The sequence below is a fragment of the Pseudomonas sp. GM49 genome (assembly GCF_000282355.1).
In the GTDB taxonomy this organism is placed as follows: domain Bacteria; phylum Pseudomonadota; class Gammaproteobacteria; order Pseudomonadales; family Pseudomonadaceae; genus Aquipseudomonas.
In genome coordinates, this window is the sequence record NZ_AKJL01000165.1 from 1 (window position 1) to 17276 (window position 17276).

Consider the following 17276-nt stretch of genomic DNA (forward strand, 5'->3'; position numbering starts at 1 on the left):
CGAAATAAATTTCAACTGACCCGACGCCTTCGCGGGCAAGCCCGCTCCCACAGTAATTTCGGTAGTTCACGAGTACTGTGTACACCCACTACCCCTGTGGGAGCGGGCTTGCCCGCGAAGGCGGTGTGTCAGTCGACATTGATGTTGAATGTGAAGGCCTCTTCGCGAGCAAGTCGGATCGCCGCACCGCCGCTCCCACAGGGTCATGCAGTGGTTTGCGCGGCAAACCATTGCATCACCGGTGCACACGCCGGATGCGATGCCGCCGAGGGTTGCAGGCACAGCGAGTAAATCCCCCGGGTCTTCAACGGTTCGCCGAACGGAATCACCAGTTCGCCGCGTTGAATCGACTCACCCGCCAGGGTCATGTCGGTCATCGCCACCCCCAGGCCCCGCGCGGCGGCATCGAGTGCCAGTTCGTCGAGGTTGAAGGGGATGTGCCGATAGTCGTTCAACGACTTGCCGCCGTTGGCGGACAACCAGTCCTGCCAGTCATGCTGATCGCTTGAGCGATGCAGCAATGCGAACCCCGACAGATCCTCCAGCGAAGCCAATGGCCGCGCCGGGGTGCCCAGGCCTGGTGCGCACACGGGCACCAACGCTTCTTCGAACAGGGTCAGGCAATCGGGCGCTGTGGCCGGCTCGGGCAGGTAAAGGATATAGGCATCGCTGTCACTGGCCGGCTCAACCACTTCGGTGGCCACGGTTTCAATTGCCAGGGATACGTCCGGGTGATGCCGGTAGAAATCGCTCAGTTTGGGCAGCAACCAGCGCACCGCCAGTGACACGTGCATGCGAATGCGGAACGGGCGTTTTTGCGGCGCGAGTCGGTCTTCGAGGGTCCGCAACTGGTCGAGGATGCTGCGGGCGCTGGCCAGAACCTGTTCGCCCTCCGCGGTCAGTTGAATGCTGCGGCTGCTCCTGACAAACAGCGGCATGCCAAAGTGGCTCTCCAGTTGCTGGATTTGTCGGCTCACGGCGCTCTGGGTCAGGCAGAGCTTTTGCGCCGCTTGCGTGAAGCTGCCTGACCCGGCGACTTCGACCAAGGCTTGCAAGCCCTGTAGCGAGGGCACGTGGCGAATCTTATCCATGCGTTTTCAGAATGCCTCGATGATTTAATAACGTTGGTTGTCTTTGTGTGGGCCCTTTAGATTCTAGTCATGGTGACCGTCGCCGCAAAGCGCTCATGCGAATCATGCATGCACTGCTGCTTTGGAACGAGACGGTTCGCAGAACAAGAACCTGAGGTGACGCATGGAAAATATCTGTGGCTGGATTGCGCAAGCGGGGAGTTCACCCTTGCGCGATCCGCTCAAAGGCACGCAGCAGGCCGACTGGCTGGTGATAGGTGCCGGCATCACCGGGCTGAGTGCCGCCCACACCCTGGCGCAAATGCATCCCCGGGCGCGCATCGTGGTCGTTGACCGGCAGCGGGCTGCGCAAGGCGCTTCGGCGCGCAATTCCGGTTTTGTGGTGGCCCATGAGCATCCCGCCGTTGGCGAGTTGTCGGGCTGCGCCGGGTTCGCCGGGTATCAAGTGGATACGTCAATCGGCCGCGCAGCTGCCGACGAAGTGCGCAAGCAGATTGCCCTCCATGGCATCGAATGCGACTTCAGGGAATCGGGCTATTTCTTCGCCGTCAGCGATCCACGCAAGCTGACCCACGTCGAGGCCAAGTTGCAGACCCTGCGTGCCGTTGGCGCCAGCGCGCAGTTTCTGCAAGGCGAGGCGCTGAAGGAAAAACTCGGTACTCGGCACTACCGCGCCGCGATCTGGTGCGGTAACGGCAATGCGCTGCTGCAACCGGCGAAGTACGTGAGGGGCTTGCTCGATGCCTTGCCGCAGCAAGTGACGGTCTACGAGAACACCGATATCACAGGTCTTGAGCGCCTGGGCAACGGCCGAATTCGCGCCCGGGGCCAAAACGGCTGCGTTGAGGCCAAACAAATACTGGTCTGCCTGAACGCCTTTATCCCTCGTTCGGGTATCGATGACAGCGGCACCTTCGCGATGGAACTCAGCGCCAGCCTCACGCGGCCGCTCAGCGATCAAGAGTTTCAAGCGCTCGGAGCGCCAGCGTCCTGGGGCGTGCTGTCTACCCGACCGCTTGGTGCCACTGTGCGCCTGACTCCGGATCGCCGGGTGATGATCCGCAACACCGCGGAATACCGCTCCCGGGATCTGTCATTGAGCGAATTGTCGACCCGCCGCCAGCACCATGTGCTGGGGTTGCAACGGCGTTTCCCGATGCTCGGCGAGCGGGACATTGAATACACCTGGTCCGGCCATCTCAGCGCTTCGCGCTCCGGGCAGCCGTATTTCGGCAAAGTCGAGGAGGGCGTGTTTGCCGTGGCCGGGTGCAATGGCTCCGGAGTGGCGCGGGGCACGCTGTGGGGCCGCTTGCTGGCGGAACTGGCGTCGGGCGGTGATTCACCGTTGCTGCAATCGGTCATTGCCCGGGCACAGCCCGGCTGGCTGCCGCCCAAGCCGTTGCTCGACATCGGTGCCATGCTGCGTATGCGCGTGGAAACGGTCCGGGCCAGAAGCGAAATCTGAAAACCCCCATTTCACAACAAGAACAAAAGCACTTCCCATCGAAGGTGATTCAACATGCGCGTCAATACGCTTTCCCTTGTGGCCCTGATCTCGACGTTTTCCGCCGCCACCTATGCCGACGAAACCGTCAATATTTCCAACTGGAACGGCTACATCGCCGACGACACCCTGGTCAATTTCACCAAGGACACCGGGATCAAGGCGACCTACGACATTCACGACAGCAACGAAGTGCTGGAATCGAAGCTGATGACCGGCAATACCGGGTATGACGTGGTCAGCCCGTCGAACCACTTCCTGTCGCGCCTGATCAAGGCCGGTGCCATCCAGAAGCTCGACAAGAGCCAGCTGCCCAACTGGAAAAACCTTGACCCGACGCTGATGAAGAAACTTGAGGTCAATGATCCGGGCAACCAGTACGGCTACCCCTACATGTGGGGCACGGCGGGCATCGGCTACAACGTCGAGAAGATCAAGGCGATTTTCGGCAACACCGATGTCACCCGTTCCTGGAACCTGTTTTTCGACGAGAACAACATCAAGAAACTCAGCGAGTGCGGTGTGGCGATCATCGACAACCCGACGCAGATCCTGCCGATCACGCTCAATTACCTGGGCCTGCCGCCCCACAGCCACGAACCGGCCGACTACAAGAAAGCCGAGCAGGTGTTGCTGAAAATCCGCCCATACGTCCAGTACTTCCACGCGTCCAAGTACATCAGCGACCTGGCCAACGGCAACGTCTGCGCGGTGATCGGTTTCAACGGCGATATCGTGCAGGCCGCCGCCAGCGCCAGGGAAGCGAAAAACGGCATCGATATTGCCTACTCGATCCCGGACGAAGGTTCCACCTTGTGGCTGGACATGGTGGTCATGCCCAAGAGCGCGCCACATGAGAAGAACGGCTACGCCTACATGAACTACCTGCTGGAGCCGAAGGTAATTGCCAACATCAGCAACAGCATCCATTACGCCAACCCCAACAGTGCGGCGGATGCCTTCGTCGATCCGGCGGTGAAGCAGGACCTGGCGATCTATCCGCCGAAAACCGTGATGGACAAGCTGTTCACCGTTGAGGACTTGCCCGCGGCCATTGCACGCCTCAGCACGCGCCTGTGGACCAAGCTGAAAACCAATACCTGACTGACTCAGGCCAGCATCGACATCAACCCGCCCTGACGGTCCAGTTTGGCCAGGTCGTCGAAGCCGCCGATGTGCGTGTCGCCGATGAAAATCTGCGGCACGCTGCGGCGGTTGCTGCGGCTGAGCATTTCCTCGAACTTTTCGGGCTTGCGCTGGATGTTGATTTCTTCCATTACGGCGCCTTTGCTGGCGAGCAATGCCTTGGCGTTGCGGCAGTACGGGCAGGTGTCAGTGGTGTACAAGGTCACGGTGTTCATGGTGGGTACTCCGTCATTCAAGTCATTCAGGCGTCGATGGCCGGGAAGTCGATGTCGGTCAGCGCTGTGTTGTTCAGGTAGTTGGTCAGCGTTTGCGAAGCCACGAGGGCGATCACTTCGATGATCTTGCCGTCGTCGATGCCGGCAGTACGGGCAGTAGTGATCTGCTCGACCGTCAGGTGGCCACGGCTTTCGGTGACCTGGCGGGCGAGGGCGGCATAGGCGTTGAGTTCACCCTGACGGGCGCTGAGGATGTCCTGGCCCGATAGCCCGGCTTTGCTGGCAAACAGCGTGTGAGCGGCGAGGCAGTAGTCGCAGCCGTTGACCTGCGACGTGGCGAGGGACACCGCTTCTTTTTCCGTAGCACTCAAGGACGTCTTGCCCAGTGCCGCCGAATTTTGCAGGTATGAGGCCAGCACCGCCGGGGCGTGTGCCAATACTTTGAAGACATTGGGCAGAAAGCCGATTTTCTTCTGCACGCCTTCCAGCAGCGGGCGGGTGGCGTCGGTGGCGTGTTCAAGGCTGATCGGGGCGATGCGGGTCATGGTGATACTCCGTAGTGTGAAGCGCGGTATGCGCTGGGTACGGAGCTGATGTTAGGGATTGGTTCTGGCTTGTTGGGTGCAAATCGTCGAGGATATGCGACAGATCGTCCAGAGCTGCTTGCGGGAGTCTGTCATGGATCGCTTGTCCACGTTGCTCACACACTTCGGCGTCAATGCCGGAACCTTCCATAGCGGTACGTTCTGCGGCACCGCCGCTTATGATGGCCAACAGGCCAGCGGTCATCTGCACCTGCTCCAGGCGGGCGAGTTGCTGCTCAAGATGGGCGATCAGCCGGACCTGCAACTGACCGAGCCGAGCCTGATCTTTTTCCCACGACCCTATCGACATCGCCTGTTCGCTGCTGAAGGGGCCGGCACGCAACTGGTGTGCGCGACCCTGGATTTCGACGGCGGTGCGGGCAATGCCCTGGCGGCGGCGTTGCCGGATTACCTGGTACTCCAACTCGATGAAATTCCGGCGCTGGCCGGGACGCTGGAATGGCTGTTCAAAGAGGCGTTTGACGGTACGTGCGGGCGTGAAGCGGTGATGGATCGCCTGTTTGAACTCCTGGTAATTCTGTTATTGCGGCACATATTGAGCACCACGGGCCAGCAACCGGGAATGATGGCCGGCCTCGCCGATGCGCGCCTGTCGCGCCCCCTGAGCCTGATGCATCAAACCCCGGCCAAGGCCTGGACCGTGGTCGAACTCTCGGTCGCCGCCAACATGTCGCGGGCCAGCTTCGCCGAACACTTTCGCCGGGTGGTCGGGCAGACGCCGGTGGATTATCTGGTGAGCTGGCGCATCAGTCTGGCGCAGAAACGCCTGCGCGAGGGGCGGCCGATTGCGCTGATCGCCGAGGAAGTCGGATACGAAAGCCCTTCGGCGCTGGCCCGGGCGTTTCGGCGCAAAACCGGGCTCAGCCCCAGGGAGTGGAAAGATAGTTGATCAATGCAATCCCCCTGTGGGATCGCCGCACCGCCGCTCCCACAGTATTTGCGGTTGCCTTACGAACGCATCAGAACTTGAATGCCTGGCGTCCCACCAACAGCCATTTACCGTCCTGCTTTTGCCAGATCTGGAAGTTTTCGATTTCGGTTGGCACCACTTCAGTGCCTTTCAGCGCTTGCGCCGAGAAGTGGTGACGGACCAGCGCGACATCACCTGAGACGGTAATGGTCTGGTTCTGCATCTCAAGCGTCTTGAAAGCGCTTTTGCCGGTTTCGATGTCGGCGATGAAGGCCGTCTTGTCCTGAATCTTGCCGCTGGAATGCCCGTAGGTCAGGTTGTCGGCGGTCAAGGCGTTCAGTTCCGTAATGTCCTTGTGCAGCATGGCCTGGGTCAGGTGGTCGACAGCCTGGGCCACGTCCTTGTCCGCGGCAGCCGGGGTGGCGGCGACGTAGCCGCTGAACAGGCACAGAAAACCAATCAGTACTTTTGCTTTTTTCATGGGTGTTTCCTTGTTGTTGTAGGGATAGCGTGACGACTGTACGATAATTTGTCAGTTATCGTACAACCTACCATGCGATGGCGGAAAAAAGCGAACTTGCCTGGCGACCTTGCCTCGAAGTTAAAAGGGCGATGTCCTGACTTCGAGGTATTCAGCCATGCAGCCTCACTCGCGTTTACGGCACGACCTGACGTTGCTGATGGTGTTTCTGCTGATTGTCGTGGTGTCGGGTTTTTCACCCGGTAGCCGGGTGGACTGGGCGCTGGAAAACCTGCTGGTGCTGTTGCTGGTGGGGACGTTGGTGGCGGTTTCTCGCTGGTTTCGCTTGTCTGCGACGTCCATCACGCTGGTGTTTGCGTTTCTGTGCGTTCATGAACTGGGCGCCCACTACACCTACTCCCTGGTGCCTTACGATCAATGGTCTTCGGCGTGGTTGGGCTTCAGTTTCGACCGGGCGTCAGGTGTGCACCGCAATCACTACGACCGACTGGTGCATCTGAGCTACGGGCTGCTGCTGGCTTATCCGGTGCGCGAAGTCCTGTGGTGCCTGACTCCGCTGCGTGGGTTCTGGCTGTTTTTCGTGACCCTGAACATCATGCTGTCGACATCCGCCGTGTACGAACTGGTGGAATGGATCGGCGGTGCCTTCCTGGGCAATGACACGGCAAATGCCTTCGTCGGTGCGCAGAACGACCCCTGGGACTCGCAAAAGGACATGGCCATCGCGGTCGCCGGAGCGTTTGCCAGCCTGTTGCTGGTGTCTTTGCGCGGCAAGGCGCAAAAACAAGCGGTGACAACTGCAGGGTGATCGGGCAGGCGGCTTCGACCGCGGATGAACTGTCGAGCCTGGCGGGGGAGTTGTCGCGGTCGTTGGATCGGTTTCGACTGTGAGGTAGAGGTTGCCTGACAGGACGCCATCGCGAGCAAGCTCGCTCCCACAGTTGATCTCCACTTGCCGAAGATCCATTGTGGGAGCGAGCCTGCTCGCGATGGCATTGGATCAGACACCTCCGGACCGAGGCCCTACAGATACTTATCCGTCACAGCCCCCTCCGAAGCACTGGACACGGTCTTCGCATACTTGGCCAACACCCCGCGCTTGTATTTCGATTCCGGGCGCACCCAACGCGACTTGCGCTCGGCCAGCACGGCATCGGAGACATCCACCGTGATCTGCCGGGTTTCGGCATCGATGATTATCCTGTCGCCATTCTCGACCAGCGCAATCGGCCCGCCCTCAAAGGCTTCCGGCGTGATGTGGCCGACCACGAAACCGTGTGAGCCACCGGAAAAACGCCCGTCGGTGATCAGCGCGACCTCCTTGCCCAGGCCCTTGCCCATGACCGCCGACGTCGGCGAGAGCATTTCGCGCATACCCGGGCCGCCCTTGGGCCCTTCGTAGCGGATCACGATCACTTCGCCGGGCTGGACTTCGCCATTGAGAATGCCGGCCAGCGCACCTTCCTCGCCGTGATAGACCCGTGCCGTGCCTTCAAAACGCAGGCCTTCCTTGCCGGTGATCTTGGCCACGGCGCCGCTGGGTGAAAGGTTGCCGCGCAGGATGACGAGGTGGGAGTCCTTCTTGATCGGCTGGTCGAAAGGCCGGATCACGTCCTGGCCGGCCGGGTAGTCGGGCACGTTCGCCAGGTTTTCCGCCAGGGTCTGGCCGGTGACGGTCAGCACATCGCCGTGCAGCATGCCGGCATCCAGCATGCGTTTCATCAGCGGTTGAATGCCGCCGATGGCTACCAGCTCGCTCATCATGTACTTGCCGCTGGGGCGCAGGTCGGCGACCACCGGGGACATCTTGCCCAGCTCGACGAAGTCATCCAGGGTCAGCTCGACATCCACTGCGTTGGCCATGGCCAGCAAATGCAGCACTGCGTTGGTCGAGCCGGCGAGGGCGATCACCACGCGAATGGCATTCTCGAAGGCTTTGCGGGTCATGATGTCGCGAGGTTTGAGGTCGAGCTTGAGCAGCTCCATGACCTGCTGTCCGGCACGGAAACTGTCAGATGCCTTGTCGCCGCCAATGGCGTCCTGGGAGCTGGAACCGGGCAGGCTCATGCCCAATGCTTCAATGGCCGAGGCCATGGTGTTGGCGGTGTACATGCCGCCGCAGGAACCGGGGCCGGGAATCGCCACCTCTTCAATCTGCTTGACCTGGATCTCGCTGATATCGCCCCGCGCGTGTTGGCCCACGGCCTCGAACACGGAAATGATGTCGGTATGGCCGGCCCCCGGCTGGATGGTGCCGCCATAGACAAAGATCGACGGGCGATTCAGCCGTGCCATGCCGATCAGGCAGCCCGGCATGTTCTTGTCGCAGCCGCCGATGGTCACCAGGCCATCAAATCCCTCGCAACCGGTGACCACTTCAATGGAGTCGGCGATCACCTCGCGGGACACCAGCGAATACTTCATGCCTTCGGTGCCGTTGGCGATGCCGTCGGAAATGGTGATGGTGTTGAAGATCACGCCCTTGGCGCCCGCGGCATTCGCGCCTTTTTCGGCTTCAAGCGCCAGCTTGTCGATGTGCATGTTGCAGGGCGTGACCATGGCCCAGGTCGAGGCGATGCCGATCTGCGGTTTCTGGAAGTCTGCATCGGTAAAGCCCACGGCCCGCAACATGGCGCGTGCCGGTGCGGCCTCTACGCCATCGATCACTTGAGAGGAGTACTTGCGCAGATCGTCTTTGTCGCTCATGACTGCTCCTATCGCTCACACACTCATGGTGAAAAACAGGATGAGTATAGAAGGCCCGGCGCCCGGGCCCGGACTAACCGGTCGGGAACAGACGCGCGGGTAAGCCTTGTCGTGATATTCTGCGCGCCAACTTGGTTTGACCTATTCAGTTTGCATGTCCGCAAGACGTGCCGACGGAATCACTGTCGCTCAAGTAGCTGAAGCCAATAAAGATAAAAAGTCAGTTCAGAAGGGACATTAAACTGGGGTCGATGCGGTTCGTCGGCCTTGTGTGCCCACCCTGCAATCCTTGAGTGCCGCACCCGTGACTGCCGAGAAACATGGGGCTGTGCGCATGAGGATGGAAGGGCGGATGGCGTTTTATCATAGGTGCTACAGATGTTTAAGAAAGTGAACACGGCCCTGCTGGGGCTGGCTTTGGCGATGGGGATGACTTCCGTCTACGCGCAGGAGGCAAAGAAAGTCGATGTGCTGCTGATTGGCGGCGGCATCATGAGCGCGACCCTGGGTGTGTGGCTCAATGAGCTGGAACCTGGCATGTCGATGGAAATGGTCGAGCGCCTCGATGGCGTCGCCCAGGAAAGCTCCAACGGCTGGAACAACGCCGGTACCGGTCACTCCGCCCTGGCCGAACTGAACTACACCCCGGAAGACGAGAACGGCAAGGTATCGATCCCGAAAGCCGTTGAAATCAACGAAGCCTTCCAGATCTCCCGTCAGTTCTGGGCCTGGCAGGTTCAGCAAGGCGTGCTGAAGAACCCGCGTTCGTTCATCAACTCCACTCCGCACATGAGCTTCGTGTGGGGCGATGACAACATCAAGTTCCTGAAAAAACGCTACGAAGCCCTGCAAGCGAGCCCGCTGTTCGCCGGCATGCAGTACTCCGAAGACCCGGCTGTGATCAAGCAGTGGGTGCCGCTGATGATGGAAGGGCGTGACCCGAACCAGAAGATCGCGGCCACCTGGAGCCCGCTCGGCACCGACATGAACTTCGGCGAAATCACCCGTCAGTTCGTTGCGCACCTGCAAACCACGCCGAAGTTCGACTTGAAGCTGTCCAGCGAAGTGCAGGACATCACCCGGAACGAAGACGGCAGCTGGCGCGTCAGCTACAAAAACCTGAAAGACGGCAGCAAAACCGAAACCGACGCCAAGTTCGTGTTCATCGGCGCCGGCGGCGGTGCCCTGCACCTGCTGCAGAAGTCCGGCATTCCTGAAGCCAAGGAATACGCCGGCTTCCCGGTGGGCGGCTCGTTCCTGGTGACCGAGAACCCGACCATCGCCGAGCAACACCTGGCCAAGGCTTACGGCAAGGCTTCGGTGGGCGCACCGCCGATGTCGGTTCCGCACCTGGACACTCGTGTGCTGGACGGCAAGCGCGTGATCCTGTTTGGCCCGTTCGCGACCTTCAGCACCAAGTTCCTCAAGGAAGGCTCGTACCTGGACCTGCTGACCACCACGACCACGCACAACGTGTGGCCAATGACCAAGGTCGGCATCAAGGAATACCCGCTGGTCGAGTACCTTGCAGGCCAGCTGATGCTGTCTGACGAAGACCGCATGAACGCCCTGAAAGAATACTTCCCGAACGCCAAGGCCGAAGACTGGCGCCTGTGGCAAGCCGGCCAGCGCGTGCAGATCATCAAGCGTGATGAAGCCGCCGGTGGCGTGCTGAAACTGGGCACCGAGATCGTCGCTTCGCAAGACGGCAGCATCGCCGGCTTGCTGGGCGCGTCCCCAGGCGCTTCGACCGCCGCACCGATCATGCTGACCGTGCTGCAGAAAGTCTTCAAGGACAAGGTCGCGACCCCTGAGTGGCAGGCAAAACTGCACCAGATCGTGCCGAGCTACGGCACCCAGCTGAACAACAGCCCTGAGAAGGTTGCTGAAGAGTGGGCCTACACCGCCAAGGTGCTGGAACTGACTCCGCCACCTGCGGTGATCGCACCGGCTGTGAAGCCAGTGACTGTCGACACTGCTGTTAAGGCACCGAAGGCTAATGCTGCGAGTGATATGGCTCTGTAACTAGACGCCGGATCAAAAAAAGCCCACTGAACCGGCGACGGTCAGTGGGCTTTTTTGTGGGCGATGGTACAGGCAACGCTTTGAACCCGGAGTGTCTACGCCGGCCATAACGGGGGTTTCTGTCATCAATTGTCAAGTCGCTGACGCTCAATGAGAAGCAGACAGCTTGGTCCTGAGGATACTGGTTTGTTTACTGACCTCGGTAAGGCGAAACTGTAAGCCTGATACCTCTCCGCCCTGGCGGGAATTTGTAGGAGCGAGCTTGCTCGCGATGGACTCAAGTGCGCTGCGTTTATTCAGTAAGCACGCGTTTTCGTTAACGACCATCGCGAGCAAGCTCGCTCCTACAGTCAGTTGCATCTCGATAAAACAATCATAGAGAGCGCAGAATGAAGTTCAGTTTTGTAGACAGCAGCCAGCCGAGCCGTCGGCGGGTTTTACGCGATGCTTTCACTTTGGCGTTGGCGGCTTCGCCGTTGGCAAATCTCGCCAGGGCCGCCGACGAAAACACTGAAGAAGTGACCTTTGCCGCAGGCCCACGACCGCTGGTGCAATATCCGCAAAAACGCCCGTTGACCCTGGTGACCACGCGCCCGCCGCACCTGGAGACGCCATTCTCTGTCTTCAATGAAGGCGCCATCACGCCCAATGACGCCTTTTTCGTGCGTTACCACCTGGCCAATTTCCCGACCAGCATCGATCCCGACAGCTACCGCCTGACGATCAAGGGCTCGGTCGACACGCTGCTGTCGCTTTCCCTTGCCGAGCTCAAGGCCCTCGCCGAGCCGGTAGAAGTGGTGGCCGTCAATCAGTGTTCGGGGAACAGTCGTGGCTTCTCGATGCCGCGGGTGTTCGGGGCTCAGTTGGGCAATGGCTCCATGGGCAATGCGCGTTGGCTGGGGGTACCGCTCAAGGCTGTACTGGAAAAGGCAGGGGTGAAAGCCGGTGCCGTGCAAGTGACTTTCCGAGGGCTTGATAAACCCGTGCTGCCGAGCACGCCGGAGTTCATCAAGGCGCTGGACATCAGCCATGCCATGGACGGCGAGCCGATGATCGCCTGGTCGATGAATGGCACCGACCTGCCATTTCTCAACGGTTACCCGATTCGTCTGGTGGTGCCGGGCTATTTCGGCACGTACTGGGTCAAGCACCTGAGTGAGATCGAAGTCCTCGACCATACCTACGACGGTTTCTTCATGGCCAAGGGTTACCGGGTTCCGGATAACGATTGCTTCTGCATCGCCCCCGGCACCACGGCGGCGAAAACCCGGCCGATTTCCAGATTGCCGGTGCGCAGTTTTATCACCAGCGTTAAGCACGGCGATGTATTGCCACTGAACAAAAACGTGGTGCTCAAGGGTATTGCGTTCGACGGTGGCGCTGGGGTCAACAAGGTGGAGGTGTCGGTCGACGGCGGAAAAACCTGGCGCGAAGCCAGGCTTGGGCAGGACCTTGGCCGCTACTCCTTCCGCGAGTGGACACTGCCGTTCAGCTTTACCAGCAAGGGCGCCACGCAGTTGATGGTGCGAGCCAGCAACAGTGCGGGCGAGACGCAACCGCTGCAAGCCGACTGGAACCCCGCTGGCTACCGCCGCCATGTCGTCGAAACCAGCCACCTGACCGTCGCCTGAGGAGGGCTGCATGAAACTCATGAAATTCATGACCACCTTGCTGTGCGCGGCTCAGGTTTGTCTGGCCAGCATGGCTAGCGCCGCGCCACTGTCGATCACGTTGCCGCCCGAAACGGCCGCGTTCAAGCCCAGTGCGTTGCCTGGGTATCCATTGGCCCGGCAGAAGTGTTCCATCTGCCATTCGGCCGACTACATCAACTTCCAGCCGCCGGGCATGAGCCTGGCGCAGTGGACCGCCGAAGCGAGCAAAATGCAGCACGCGTACGGCGCTCCGATCAGCGACCAGGAGGTGAATGTGATCGGCGCTTACCTGGCGGTGACCTACGGCAGTGCCCAGGCGAGCGATGCCGATGTTCAGGCGGCCTCGAACCCGTCGGCGGACCAGCCCCCGACAGTGTCGGTAGCCAAAGTCGCCTCGGCCTTGCTCCAGGACAACGCCTGCCTGTCCTGTCACTCGGTCGATCATAAGGTCGTCGGCCCGGCCTATCACGATGTGGCGACCAGGTATGCCAATGACCCGCAGGCACTGGCCCGGGTAATGTCCAGCATTCAGCACGGCGGTAGCGGGAAGTGGGGGGATGTACCCATGCCACCGTTCGCGCAGTTAAGTTCGGACGACCTGAAAAGCCTGGCGACGTTCATCATGAATCAATGAGCGGGCCGTGAGCCTTGTGGGAGCGAGCTTGGTCCGGGCGGCGCTCCGACGATGGCGGCCTGTCAGGCACCATCTGTGTGACTGTGCAACCGCCATCGCGAGCAAGCTCGCTCCCACATTATCCGGGGCTTTTTTGTGAGTGCAGTTTGTTCAAGACATCGAAGTCTTGTCTGCACTGAAGCGCTTGAGAATGTCCTGGTACATTTTGGTCCGCCGGTGATTCTGGCCATATCCGCCCGCGGCGGCGACGGTGCCGGCCTGGACGTGGTCCAGGTACTTGAATATTTTGCCCGGCGAAAGAAACACGACTTTGTAGCCAAGCCCGATCACCCGGTCTTGCAGTTCATAACCGGGCACACGATCGTCGATCTGAAAATGCAGCCCCTGCTGCTTCATCAGCCTGCAATTCCATAGCGTGCAAAAACTCTTCAAGTGGGTTTCCTTGTAGGGCTTCGGGTCTTTTGATCGCAGGCCAAGGGATTGCTTCAGGCGCCGGTAATGGTGCTTGAACAGGCGTGAAGTGAAGCGCCACACGGTCCTTGGCAGTCCGCGGTCGAGTTGCTCCGTGCAACCGACCGCGATGACTTTTCGATCCTTTGTGCAGTGGTCCAGCATCATCGCAAAGACATCGGCATCGAAGACGAACGTGTCGGTGTGTATCAGGAACAGATAGTCGGTATTGACCCTGGCCAGTGCCAAGTCCAGCGCTTTGCCATGGGCGATGTGGCCCGGCTCTTTGGTGGGGGCATTGCGTTCGATCAGATTGATCCAGTCGAGTGAGCGCAAATACTCGACGCTGGCGTCCGCCGAACCGTTATCCACCACCCAGACCGCAATGCCGGCTTTTCGTACCGGCTCGCGCAAAAGGTCCAGGCAGATCCTGGTCAAATCAAGGGTTTTGTAATTCACCAGAACGATGCTGAACGGCGGTTTGGCGCTTGTATCGACACTGCCCATCTTCGAAATGCTCGACGACCCGAAAGCATCGAAGACTAAAGAAGCAACCTTAGCCCAAGCTTAATTTCACTTGGGCTATTGCTGGCTGACGCCTTCGAACGTGCCTGTGCGTACCTCGCCGCTGCGCAGGTAACGGGCGATCAGCACACCCCCGGGCGAGCTGATCGAGTTCTGCAAGGTGAAGGCCGACGCTTGTGCGTTGTCGCCGAACAGGCGCTTGCCGCGCCCCAGCAGGATGGGATGAATCATCAGCCGCAATTCATCCACCAGGCCGGCGGCAAGCAGTTGGCGCACCAGATCGCCGCTGCCTTGGGTCAGTAACTGAGGACCGTCCTGACGCTTGAGCGCGCTGATCGCATCGACCAGGTTGCCCTCCAGCGCATGGCTGTTCTGCCAGTCCAGCGAGTCGGCGCGATGCGTGGCCACATGCTTGGGTACGCTGTTGAACAGGTCAGCGATGGTGTGGTGGGTTGAATCGGCCCGAATGTGCGGCCAATAGGAGGCGAAGATGTCGTAGGTACGACGCCCCAGCAGCAACTCGAACGGCTGGGAGAACAGGTCCTGTACGGCCTGGCCGGTGGTTTTGTCGGCGTAGGGCACTATCCAGCCACCGAACCGGAATCCGCCGCTGGAATCCTCTTCAGGCCCGCCGGGCGCTTGCATGACGCCGTCCAGACTCACGAACGCGGCAACGGTGAGTGTGCGCATGTTCTTCTCCTGATTCATCTTGCTGAAAGAGTGTAGGCAGGGAAGTCTGCGATGCCTTGAGACCATTCCCTGATAGATAGTCGAACCAGACGCTGTGAAATCGACAACAAAATGCGCGATCTTTATTTCTCGCGGGAATGCATTGCATAACATTGTCATTTGGAGGCTTCGAGCAAACCAGGGGCGATTCACCGCCTGTTTCCAGCGTTATGCACCAAGTGCGCACCACAGGGAGCTGGCCCGGTACTTTAAGCTGATATCATTCAAGAACTTGCAAAAGGGGTAGAAAAATATGAATCGTCGTAAAAAAATAAATCAGTTGTTAAAGGCTCACGCCAAAAAGGCCAGTGCCAAATTGGCACCGAAAAACAAGTCAAAATACATTAGTAAAGCGGACCGATTGAAACTGGCTGCTGAATCCAGTCAGGACTCAATCATTTCCGCTGAGAGCTGACGCCACCATCGGCGGCGGCCCGCAGTCCTCAGTCGCCAGTGGAAAGCCCATGCTTGTGTGCGTAGGCGTACAGATCTACGCGGTTCGTCAGGCCCAGCTTGCTATAGATCGATGTTAAATGGTTGCGCAGCGTGTGCTCGCTGATGTGCAGCTTCTCGGCTACCAACTTGCCAGGCGCTGAGGGGTCGCTGGCCAGCGATGCAATGGTTTGCTGCTCGCGCCGCGTCAGCTTGGCGATTTTTTCTTGCTCCGGGTCCATATCGCGCTCGGCTTTCTTGCGCGCCAGTTCAAGGAAGATACGGCTGGTCGCATTGCGGTCAATCCAGAGTTCGCCTTCATGCACTTTTTCTATGGCTTTGAGCAATGTTGAGGCGGATGCCGACTCCCGCTTGTCAACCACGCCACGTGCGCCCGCCAGCACCGCACTGTCATGCAGTGTCACGTCGCTCGACCCTGTCACTACCAGAATCTTGGCTTTGGTCTGGCGGTGCAAGTCGGCCAGCGACTCGATACAGTCCTCGCTGTCCAGGTCCAGTACCACCACATCTGGTGTGTATAGGTGCAGCGAAAGCAGGTATTGCGCCACCGACGCCACCGAACCCGCCAGCATCAACCTCGGTTGAGCGCTTTCCACCAGACGCTCAAGACCCCAGGCCACGAGCGGTAGAGCTACTAACAGGACTTGAATTGGCATGCGGCTCGCTGCCTCTTTAGGCGGGTTGTGTTAGCTGATCATGATAGCAATCGTTGCAGCCCCTAGCTTTTTCTATAGCGCTTCAGGCACCCCCTCCCATGACATTTGTCCCGTAAAACACTGTTTTCAAGGGTGATTGACTCCCAGAAAAAAAGGGATAGCGCACTCATGTAAAAAACAGAAGCCGTTTTTAGACTGCAGTCATGAAAGACGCACACCGAATTGAGCCCCGTGAACAAGTCACCCTGTCGCTGCAACTGATCGGCGGGGGCAACGGTGTCACCCGTGACATCAGCGCCTCCGGTTTGTATTTCGAAACCGATAGCAAGCAGCAGGTGGGTAGCTTGATTGACTTCGAGATCGAGCTCGACACTCCCGGCGGCCCTATGAAGTTCAAGGCGCAGGGACAAATCGTGCGCATTGAGCCGTTGGGTGGCAGGGCCGGGGTGGGCGTGAAGCTGCTGGCCAGCCGGCTGGTACCGGTGGAGTGAATTATTCGCGGGTTGAGGAAGAATCGGCTTGTGGCTGTTAGCGGCCCACAGCGGTTCTTTTGCTCAGAGTGACATTCATGGGAGAAAGACATGGCTAGCACCACAACTACCAGCGGCGGAACCGTTACCTCGTTTTCCAACACGCCGCAGGCGAAGGATGACGTCTTCACCACCACTGAAAATCTGCTGGGGGTCATGTATTGGGATGTCATGTCCAATGACCTCGGCGGTAACGCGAAGACACTCTGGTCACTCGACAACGCGGACAGTCTTTCTACTGCCACCAAGGCTTATGCTCCGGCCGACCTCCTGACCCAGGATACGGCGAGGGCTGAGGCGACCAGTTCTGACACCAGTTTGAATGGTGCAAAGATCTGGATCACTTCGGACGGGAAGGTCGGCTACGACGCCGCTACTTTTTCAGATGCTTTCAAGGCACAACTCCAGGCGCTTGCTACTGGCGAGCTCCTGACGGACAGCTTTACCTATGCGATTCGTCTCGGCAACGGAACACTCAGTTGGGCCACCGCGACAGTGCAGTTTTCGGGCGTGAACGATGGTGTGACGATCAGCCTCGGCGCGCAGGCCGGCACGGTGACTGAAGACGCCGCCACCACTGCGAGTACGACCGACTCGCTGACGGCCAGCGGCACGATTGCCTTTAACGACGTCGACCTGAGTGACACGCACATTGCGACGTTCGCGCCGGCGCTGGGCAACGCTACTCATCTTGGTACGTTTGTGCTCTCGTCGGTAAGCGAAGCCGCGAACGCGGCCAACGGCTCGGTGCAATGGACGTACAACCTCAGCAATGCGGCGGCGCAGTACCTGGCTCAGGGACAGACAGTAACCGAAACCTACCTGGTCACCATCAGCGATGGTCATGGTTCGTCGGTAACGCAGAATGTGACCATCACTATTACCGGCACCAATGACGGGCCGACGGTAGCGGCGGCAGAACTTGAAAGCGGGGCGGTGGCCGAAGACGGTACCCTGGTGGCCA

General features: G+C 59.5%; 18 protein-coding genes. 10 read left to right on the plus strand and 8 right to left on the minus strand.

Annotation, left to right across the window (positions count from 1 at the left end; all coding sequences use genetic code 11):
• Positions 1-203 precede the first annotated feature (203 nt).
• Entirely contained in the window at positions 204-1091 is an 888-nt protein-coding gene (locus PMI29_RS13740) for a LysR family transcriptional regulator (protein WP_007998603.1), read from the minus strand.
• Between the two features lie 163 nt (positions 1092-1254).
• Between PMI29_RS13740 and PMI29_RS13735 the strand changes: the two genes are divergently transcribed.
• Both PMI29_RS13735 and PMI29_RS13730 read left to right on the plus strand, forming a co-directional pair.
• Complete coding sequence (locus PMI29_RS13735) at positions 1255-2556, plus strand: NAD(P)/FAD-dependent oxidoreductase (RefSeq protein ID WP_007998606.1); 1302 nt, start codon at positions 1255-1257, stop codon at positions 2554-2556.
• Positions 2557-2610: 54 nt separating this feature from the next.
• Complete coding sequence (locus PMI29_RS13730) at positions 2611-3699, plus strand: polyamine ABC transporter substrate-binding protein (protein ID WP_007998608.1); 1089 nt, start codon at positions 2611-2613, stop codon at positions 3697-3699.
• 5 nt (positions 3700-3704) lie between these two features.
• On the opposite strand, the gene grxC is transcribed toward PMI29_RS13730, so the two are convergent.
• Complete coding sequence (gene grxC / locus PMI29_RS13725; protein ID WP_007998610.1) at positions 3705-3956, minus strand: glutaredoxin 3; 252 nt, start codon at positions 3954-3956, stop codon at positions 3705-3707.
• A gap of 26 nt (positions 3957-3982) precedes the next feature.
• A complete protein-coding gene (locus tag PMI29_RS13720) occupies positions 3983-4501 on the minus strand; it encodes a carboxymuconolactone decarboxylase family protein (protein WP_007998611.1) in 519 nt (172 codons plus the stop codon).
• Positions 4502-4634: 133 nt separating this feature from the next.
• On the opposite strand from PMI29_RS13720, the gene PMI29_RS13715 reads away from it, so the two are divergent.
• Complete coding sequence (locus tag PMI29_RS13715) at positions 4635-5450, plus strand: AraC family transcriptional regulator (protein WP_007998612.1); 816 nt, start codon at positions 4635-4637, stop codon at positions 5448-5450.
• A 70-nt stretch (positions 5451-5520) separates the two neighbouring features.
• On the opposite strand, the gene PMI29_RS13710 is transcribed toward PMI29_RS13715, so the two are convergent.
• Positions 5521-5952 carry a nuclear transport factor 2 family protein gene (locus PMI29_RS13710; RefSeq protein WP_007998615.1) on the minus strand — a complete coding sequence of 144 codons (432 nt, stop codon included), beginning with the start codon at positions 5950-5952 and terminating at the stop codon, positions 5521-5523.
• A gap of 157 nt (positions 5953-6109) precedes the next feature.
• Here PMI29_RS13710 and PMI29_RS13705 point away from each other — a divergent pair, with 157 nt between their 5' ends.
• Positions 6110-6760 carry a DUF2238 domain-containing protein gene (locus tag PMI29_RS13705; RefSeq protein WP_007998617.1) on the plus strand — a complete coding sequence of 217 codons (651 nt, stop codon included), beginning with the start codon at positions 6110-6112 and terminating at the stop codon, positions 6758-6760.
• Positions 6761-6975: 215 nt separating this feature from the next.
• On the opposite strand, the gene ilvD is transcribed toward PMI29_RS13705, so the two are convergent.
• On the minus strand, positions 6976-8658 hold the full coding sequence (gene ilvD, locus PMI29_RS13700) for a dihydroxy-acid dehydratase (protein WP_007998619.1): 1683 nt from the start codon (positions 8656-8658) through the stop codon (positions 6976-6978).
• Positions 8659-9036: 378 nt separating this feature from the next.
• Between ilvD and mqo the strand changes: the two genes are divergently transcribed.
• The 3 genes from mqo to sorB all read left to right on the plus strand — a co-directional run bounded on the left by mqo (position 9037) and on the right by sorB (position 12969).
• Entirely contained in the window at positions 9037-10683 is a 1647-nt protein-coding gene (mqo, locus tag PMI29_RS13695) for a malate dehydrogenase (quinone) (protein WP_007998620.1), read from the plus strand.
• 389 nt (positions 10684-11072) lie between these two features.
• Positions 11073-12314, plus strand: coding sequence for a SorA family sulfite dehydrogenase catalytic subunit (sorA, locus tag PMI29_RS13690; protein ID WP_007998622.1), 1242 nt, complete (start codon positions 11073-11075; stop codon positions 12312-12314).
• Positions 12315-12324: 10 nt separating this feature from the next.
• A complete protein-coding gene (sorB, locus tag PMI29_RS13685; RefSeq protein ID WP_007998625.1) occupies positions 12325-12969 on the plus strand; it encodes a SorB family sulfite dehydrogenase c-type cytochrome subunit in 645 nt (214 codons plus the stop codon).
• Positions 12970-13119: 150 nt separating this feature from the next.
• Here the strand turns inward: sorB and PMI29_RS13680 are convergent, their stop codons facing one another.
• Complete coding sequence (locus PMI29_RS13680) at positions 13120-13926, minus strand: glycosyltransferase family 2 protein (RefSeq protein ID WP_007998627.1); 807 nt, start codon at positions 13924-13926, stop codon at positions 13120-13122.
• A 75-nt stretch (positions 13927-14001) separates the two neighbouring features.
• On the minus strand, positions 14002-14634 hold the full coding sequence (locus tag PMI29_RS13675; RefSeq protein ID WP_007998629.1) for a dihydrofolate reductase family protein: 633 nt from the start codon (positions 14632-14634) through the stop codon (positions 14002-14004).
• Between the two features lie 292 nt (positions 14635-14926).
• Between PMI29_RS13675 and PMI29_RS31165 the strand changes: the two genes are divergently transcribed.
• Positions 14927-15088 (plus strand): DUF2986 domain-containing protein, encoded by a 162-nt coding sequence (locus PMI29_RS31165; protein WP_007998630.1) that lies wholly within the window; start codon positions 14927-14929, stop codon positions 15086-15088.
• A 28-nt stretch (positions 15089-15116) separates the two neighbouring features.
• On the opposite strand, the gene PMI29_RS13670 is transcribed toward PMI29_RS31165, so the two are convergent.
• Positions 15117-15782: a LuxR C-terminal-related transcriptional regulator gene (locus PMI29_RS13670; protein ID WP_007998632.1), complete on the minus strand. Its 666-nt coding sequence runs from the start codon at positions 15780-15782 to the stop codon at positions 15117-15119.
• 203 nt (positions 15783-15985) lie between these two features.
• Here PMI29_RS13670 and PMI29_RS13665 point away from each other — a divergent pair, with 203 nt between their 5' ends.
• Both PMI29_RS13665 and PMI29_RS13660 read left to right on the plus strand, forming a co-directional pair.
• A complete protein-coding gene (locus PMI29_RS13665; RefSeq protein ID WP_007998635.1) occupies positions 15986-16273 on the plus strand; it encodes a PilZ domain-containing protein in 288 nt (95 codons plus the stop codon).
• A 90-nt stretch (positions 16274-16363) separates the two neighbouring features.
• Positions 16364-17276, plus strand: a 913-nt coding sequence (locus tag PMI29_RS13660; protein WP_007998636.1) for a VCBS domain-containing protein, incomplete at its 3' end; no start/stop codon positions are given.

What these genes read in the sequence shown, in the direction of transcription:
- PMI29_RS13740 (WP_007998603.1), bottom strand. Translation starts at nt 1,091, where the DNA reads ATGGATAAGATTCGCCACGTGCCCTCGCTACAGGGCTTGCAAGCCTTG.
- PMI29_RS13735 (WP_007998606.1), top strand. Translation starts at nt 1,255, where the DNA reads ATGGAAAATATCTGTGGCTGGATTGCGCAAGCGGGGAGTTCACCCTTG.
- PMI29_RS13730 (WP_007998608.1), top strand. Translation starts at nt 2,611, where the DNA reads ATGCGCGTCAATACGCTTTCCCTTGTGGCCCTGATCTCGACGTTTTCC.
- grxC (WP_007998610.1), bottom strand. Translation starts at nt 3,956, where the DNA reads ATGAACACCGTGACCTTGTACACCACTGACACCTGCCCGTACTGCCGC.
- PMI29_RS13720 (WP_007998611.1), bottom strand. Translation starts at nt 4,501, where the DNA reads ATGACCCGCATCGCCCCGATCAGCCTTGAACACGCCACCGACGCCACC.
- PMI29_RS13715 (WP_007998612.1), top strand. Translation starts at nt 4,635, where the DNA reads ATGGATCGCTTGTCCACGTTGCTCACACACTTCGGCGTCAATGCCGGA.
- PMI29_RS13710 (WP_007998615.1), bottom strand. Translation starts at nt 5,952, where the DNA reads ATGAAAAAAGCAAAAGTACTGATTGGTTTTCTGTGCCTGTTCAGCGGC.
- PMI29_RS13705 (WP_007998617.1), top strand. Translation starts at nt 6,110, where the DNA reads ATGCAGCCTCACTCGCGTTTACGGCACGACCTGACGTTGCTGATGGTG.
- ilvD (WP_007998619.1), bottom strand. Translation starts at nt 8,658, where the DNA reads ATGAGCGACAAAGACGATCTGCGCAAGTACTCCTCTCAAGTGATCGAT.
- mqo (WP_007998620.1), top strand. Translation starts at nt 9,037, where the DNA reads ATGTTTAAGAAAGTGAACACGGCCCTGCTGGGGCTGGCTTTGGCGATG.
- sorA (WP_007998622.1), top strand. Translation starts at nt 11,073, where the DNA reads ATGAAGTTCAGTTTTGTAGACAGCAGCCAGCCGAGCCGTCGGCGGGTT.
- sorB (WP_007998625.1), top strand. Translation starts at nt 12,325, where the DNA reads ATGAAACTCATGAAATTCATGACCACCTTGCTGTGCGCGGCTCAGGTT.
- PMI29_RS13680 (WP_007998627.1), bottom strand. Translation starts at nt 13,926, where the DNA reads ATGGGCAGTGTCGATACAAGCGCCAAACCGCCGTTCAGCATCGTTCTG.
- PMI29_RS13675 (WP_007998629.1), bottom strand. Translation starts at nt 14,634, where the DNA reads ATGCGCACACTCACCGTTGCCGCGTTCGTGAGTCTGGACGGCGTCATG.
- PMI29_RS31165 (WP_007998630.1), top strand. Translation starts at nt 14,927, where the DNA reads ATGAATCGTCGTAAAAAAATAAATCAGTTGTTAAAGGCTCACGCCAAA.
- PMI29_RS13670 (WP_007998632.1), bottom strand. Translation starts at nt 15,782, where the DNA reads ATGCCAATTCAAGTCCTGTTAGTAGCTCTACCGCTCGTGGCCTGGGGT.
- PMI29_RS13665 (WP_007998635.1), top strand. Translation starts at nt 15,986, where the DNA reads ATGAAAGACGCACACCGAATTGAGCCCCGTGAACAAGTCACCCTGTCG.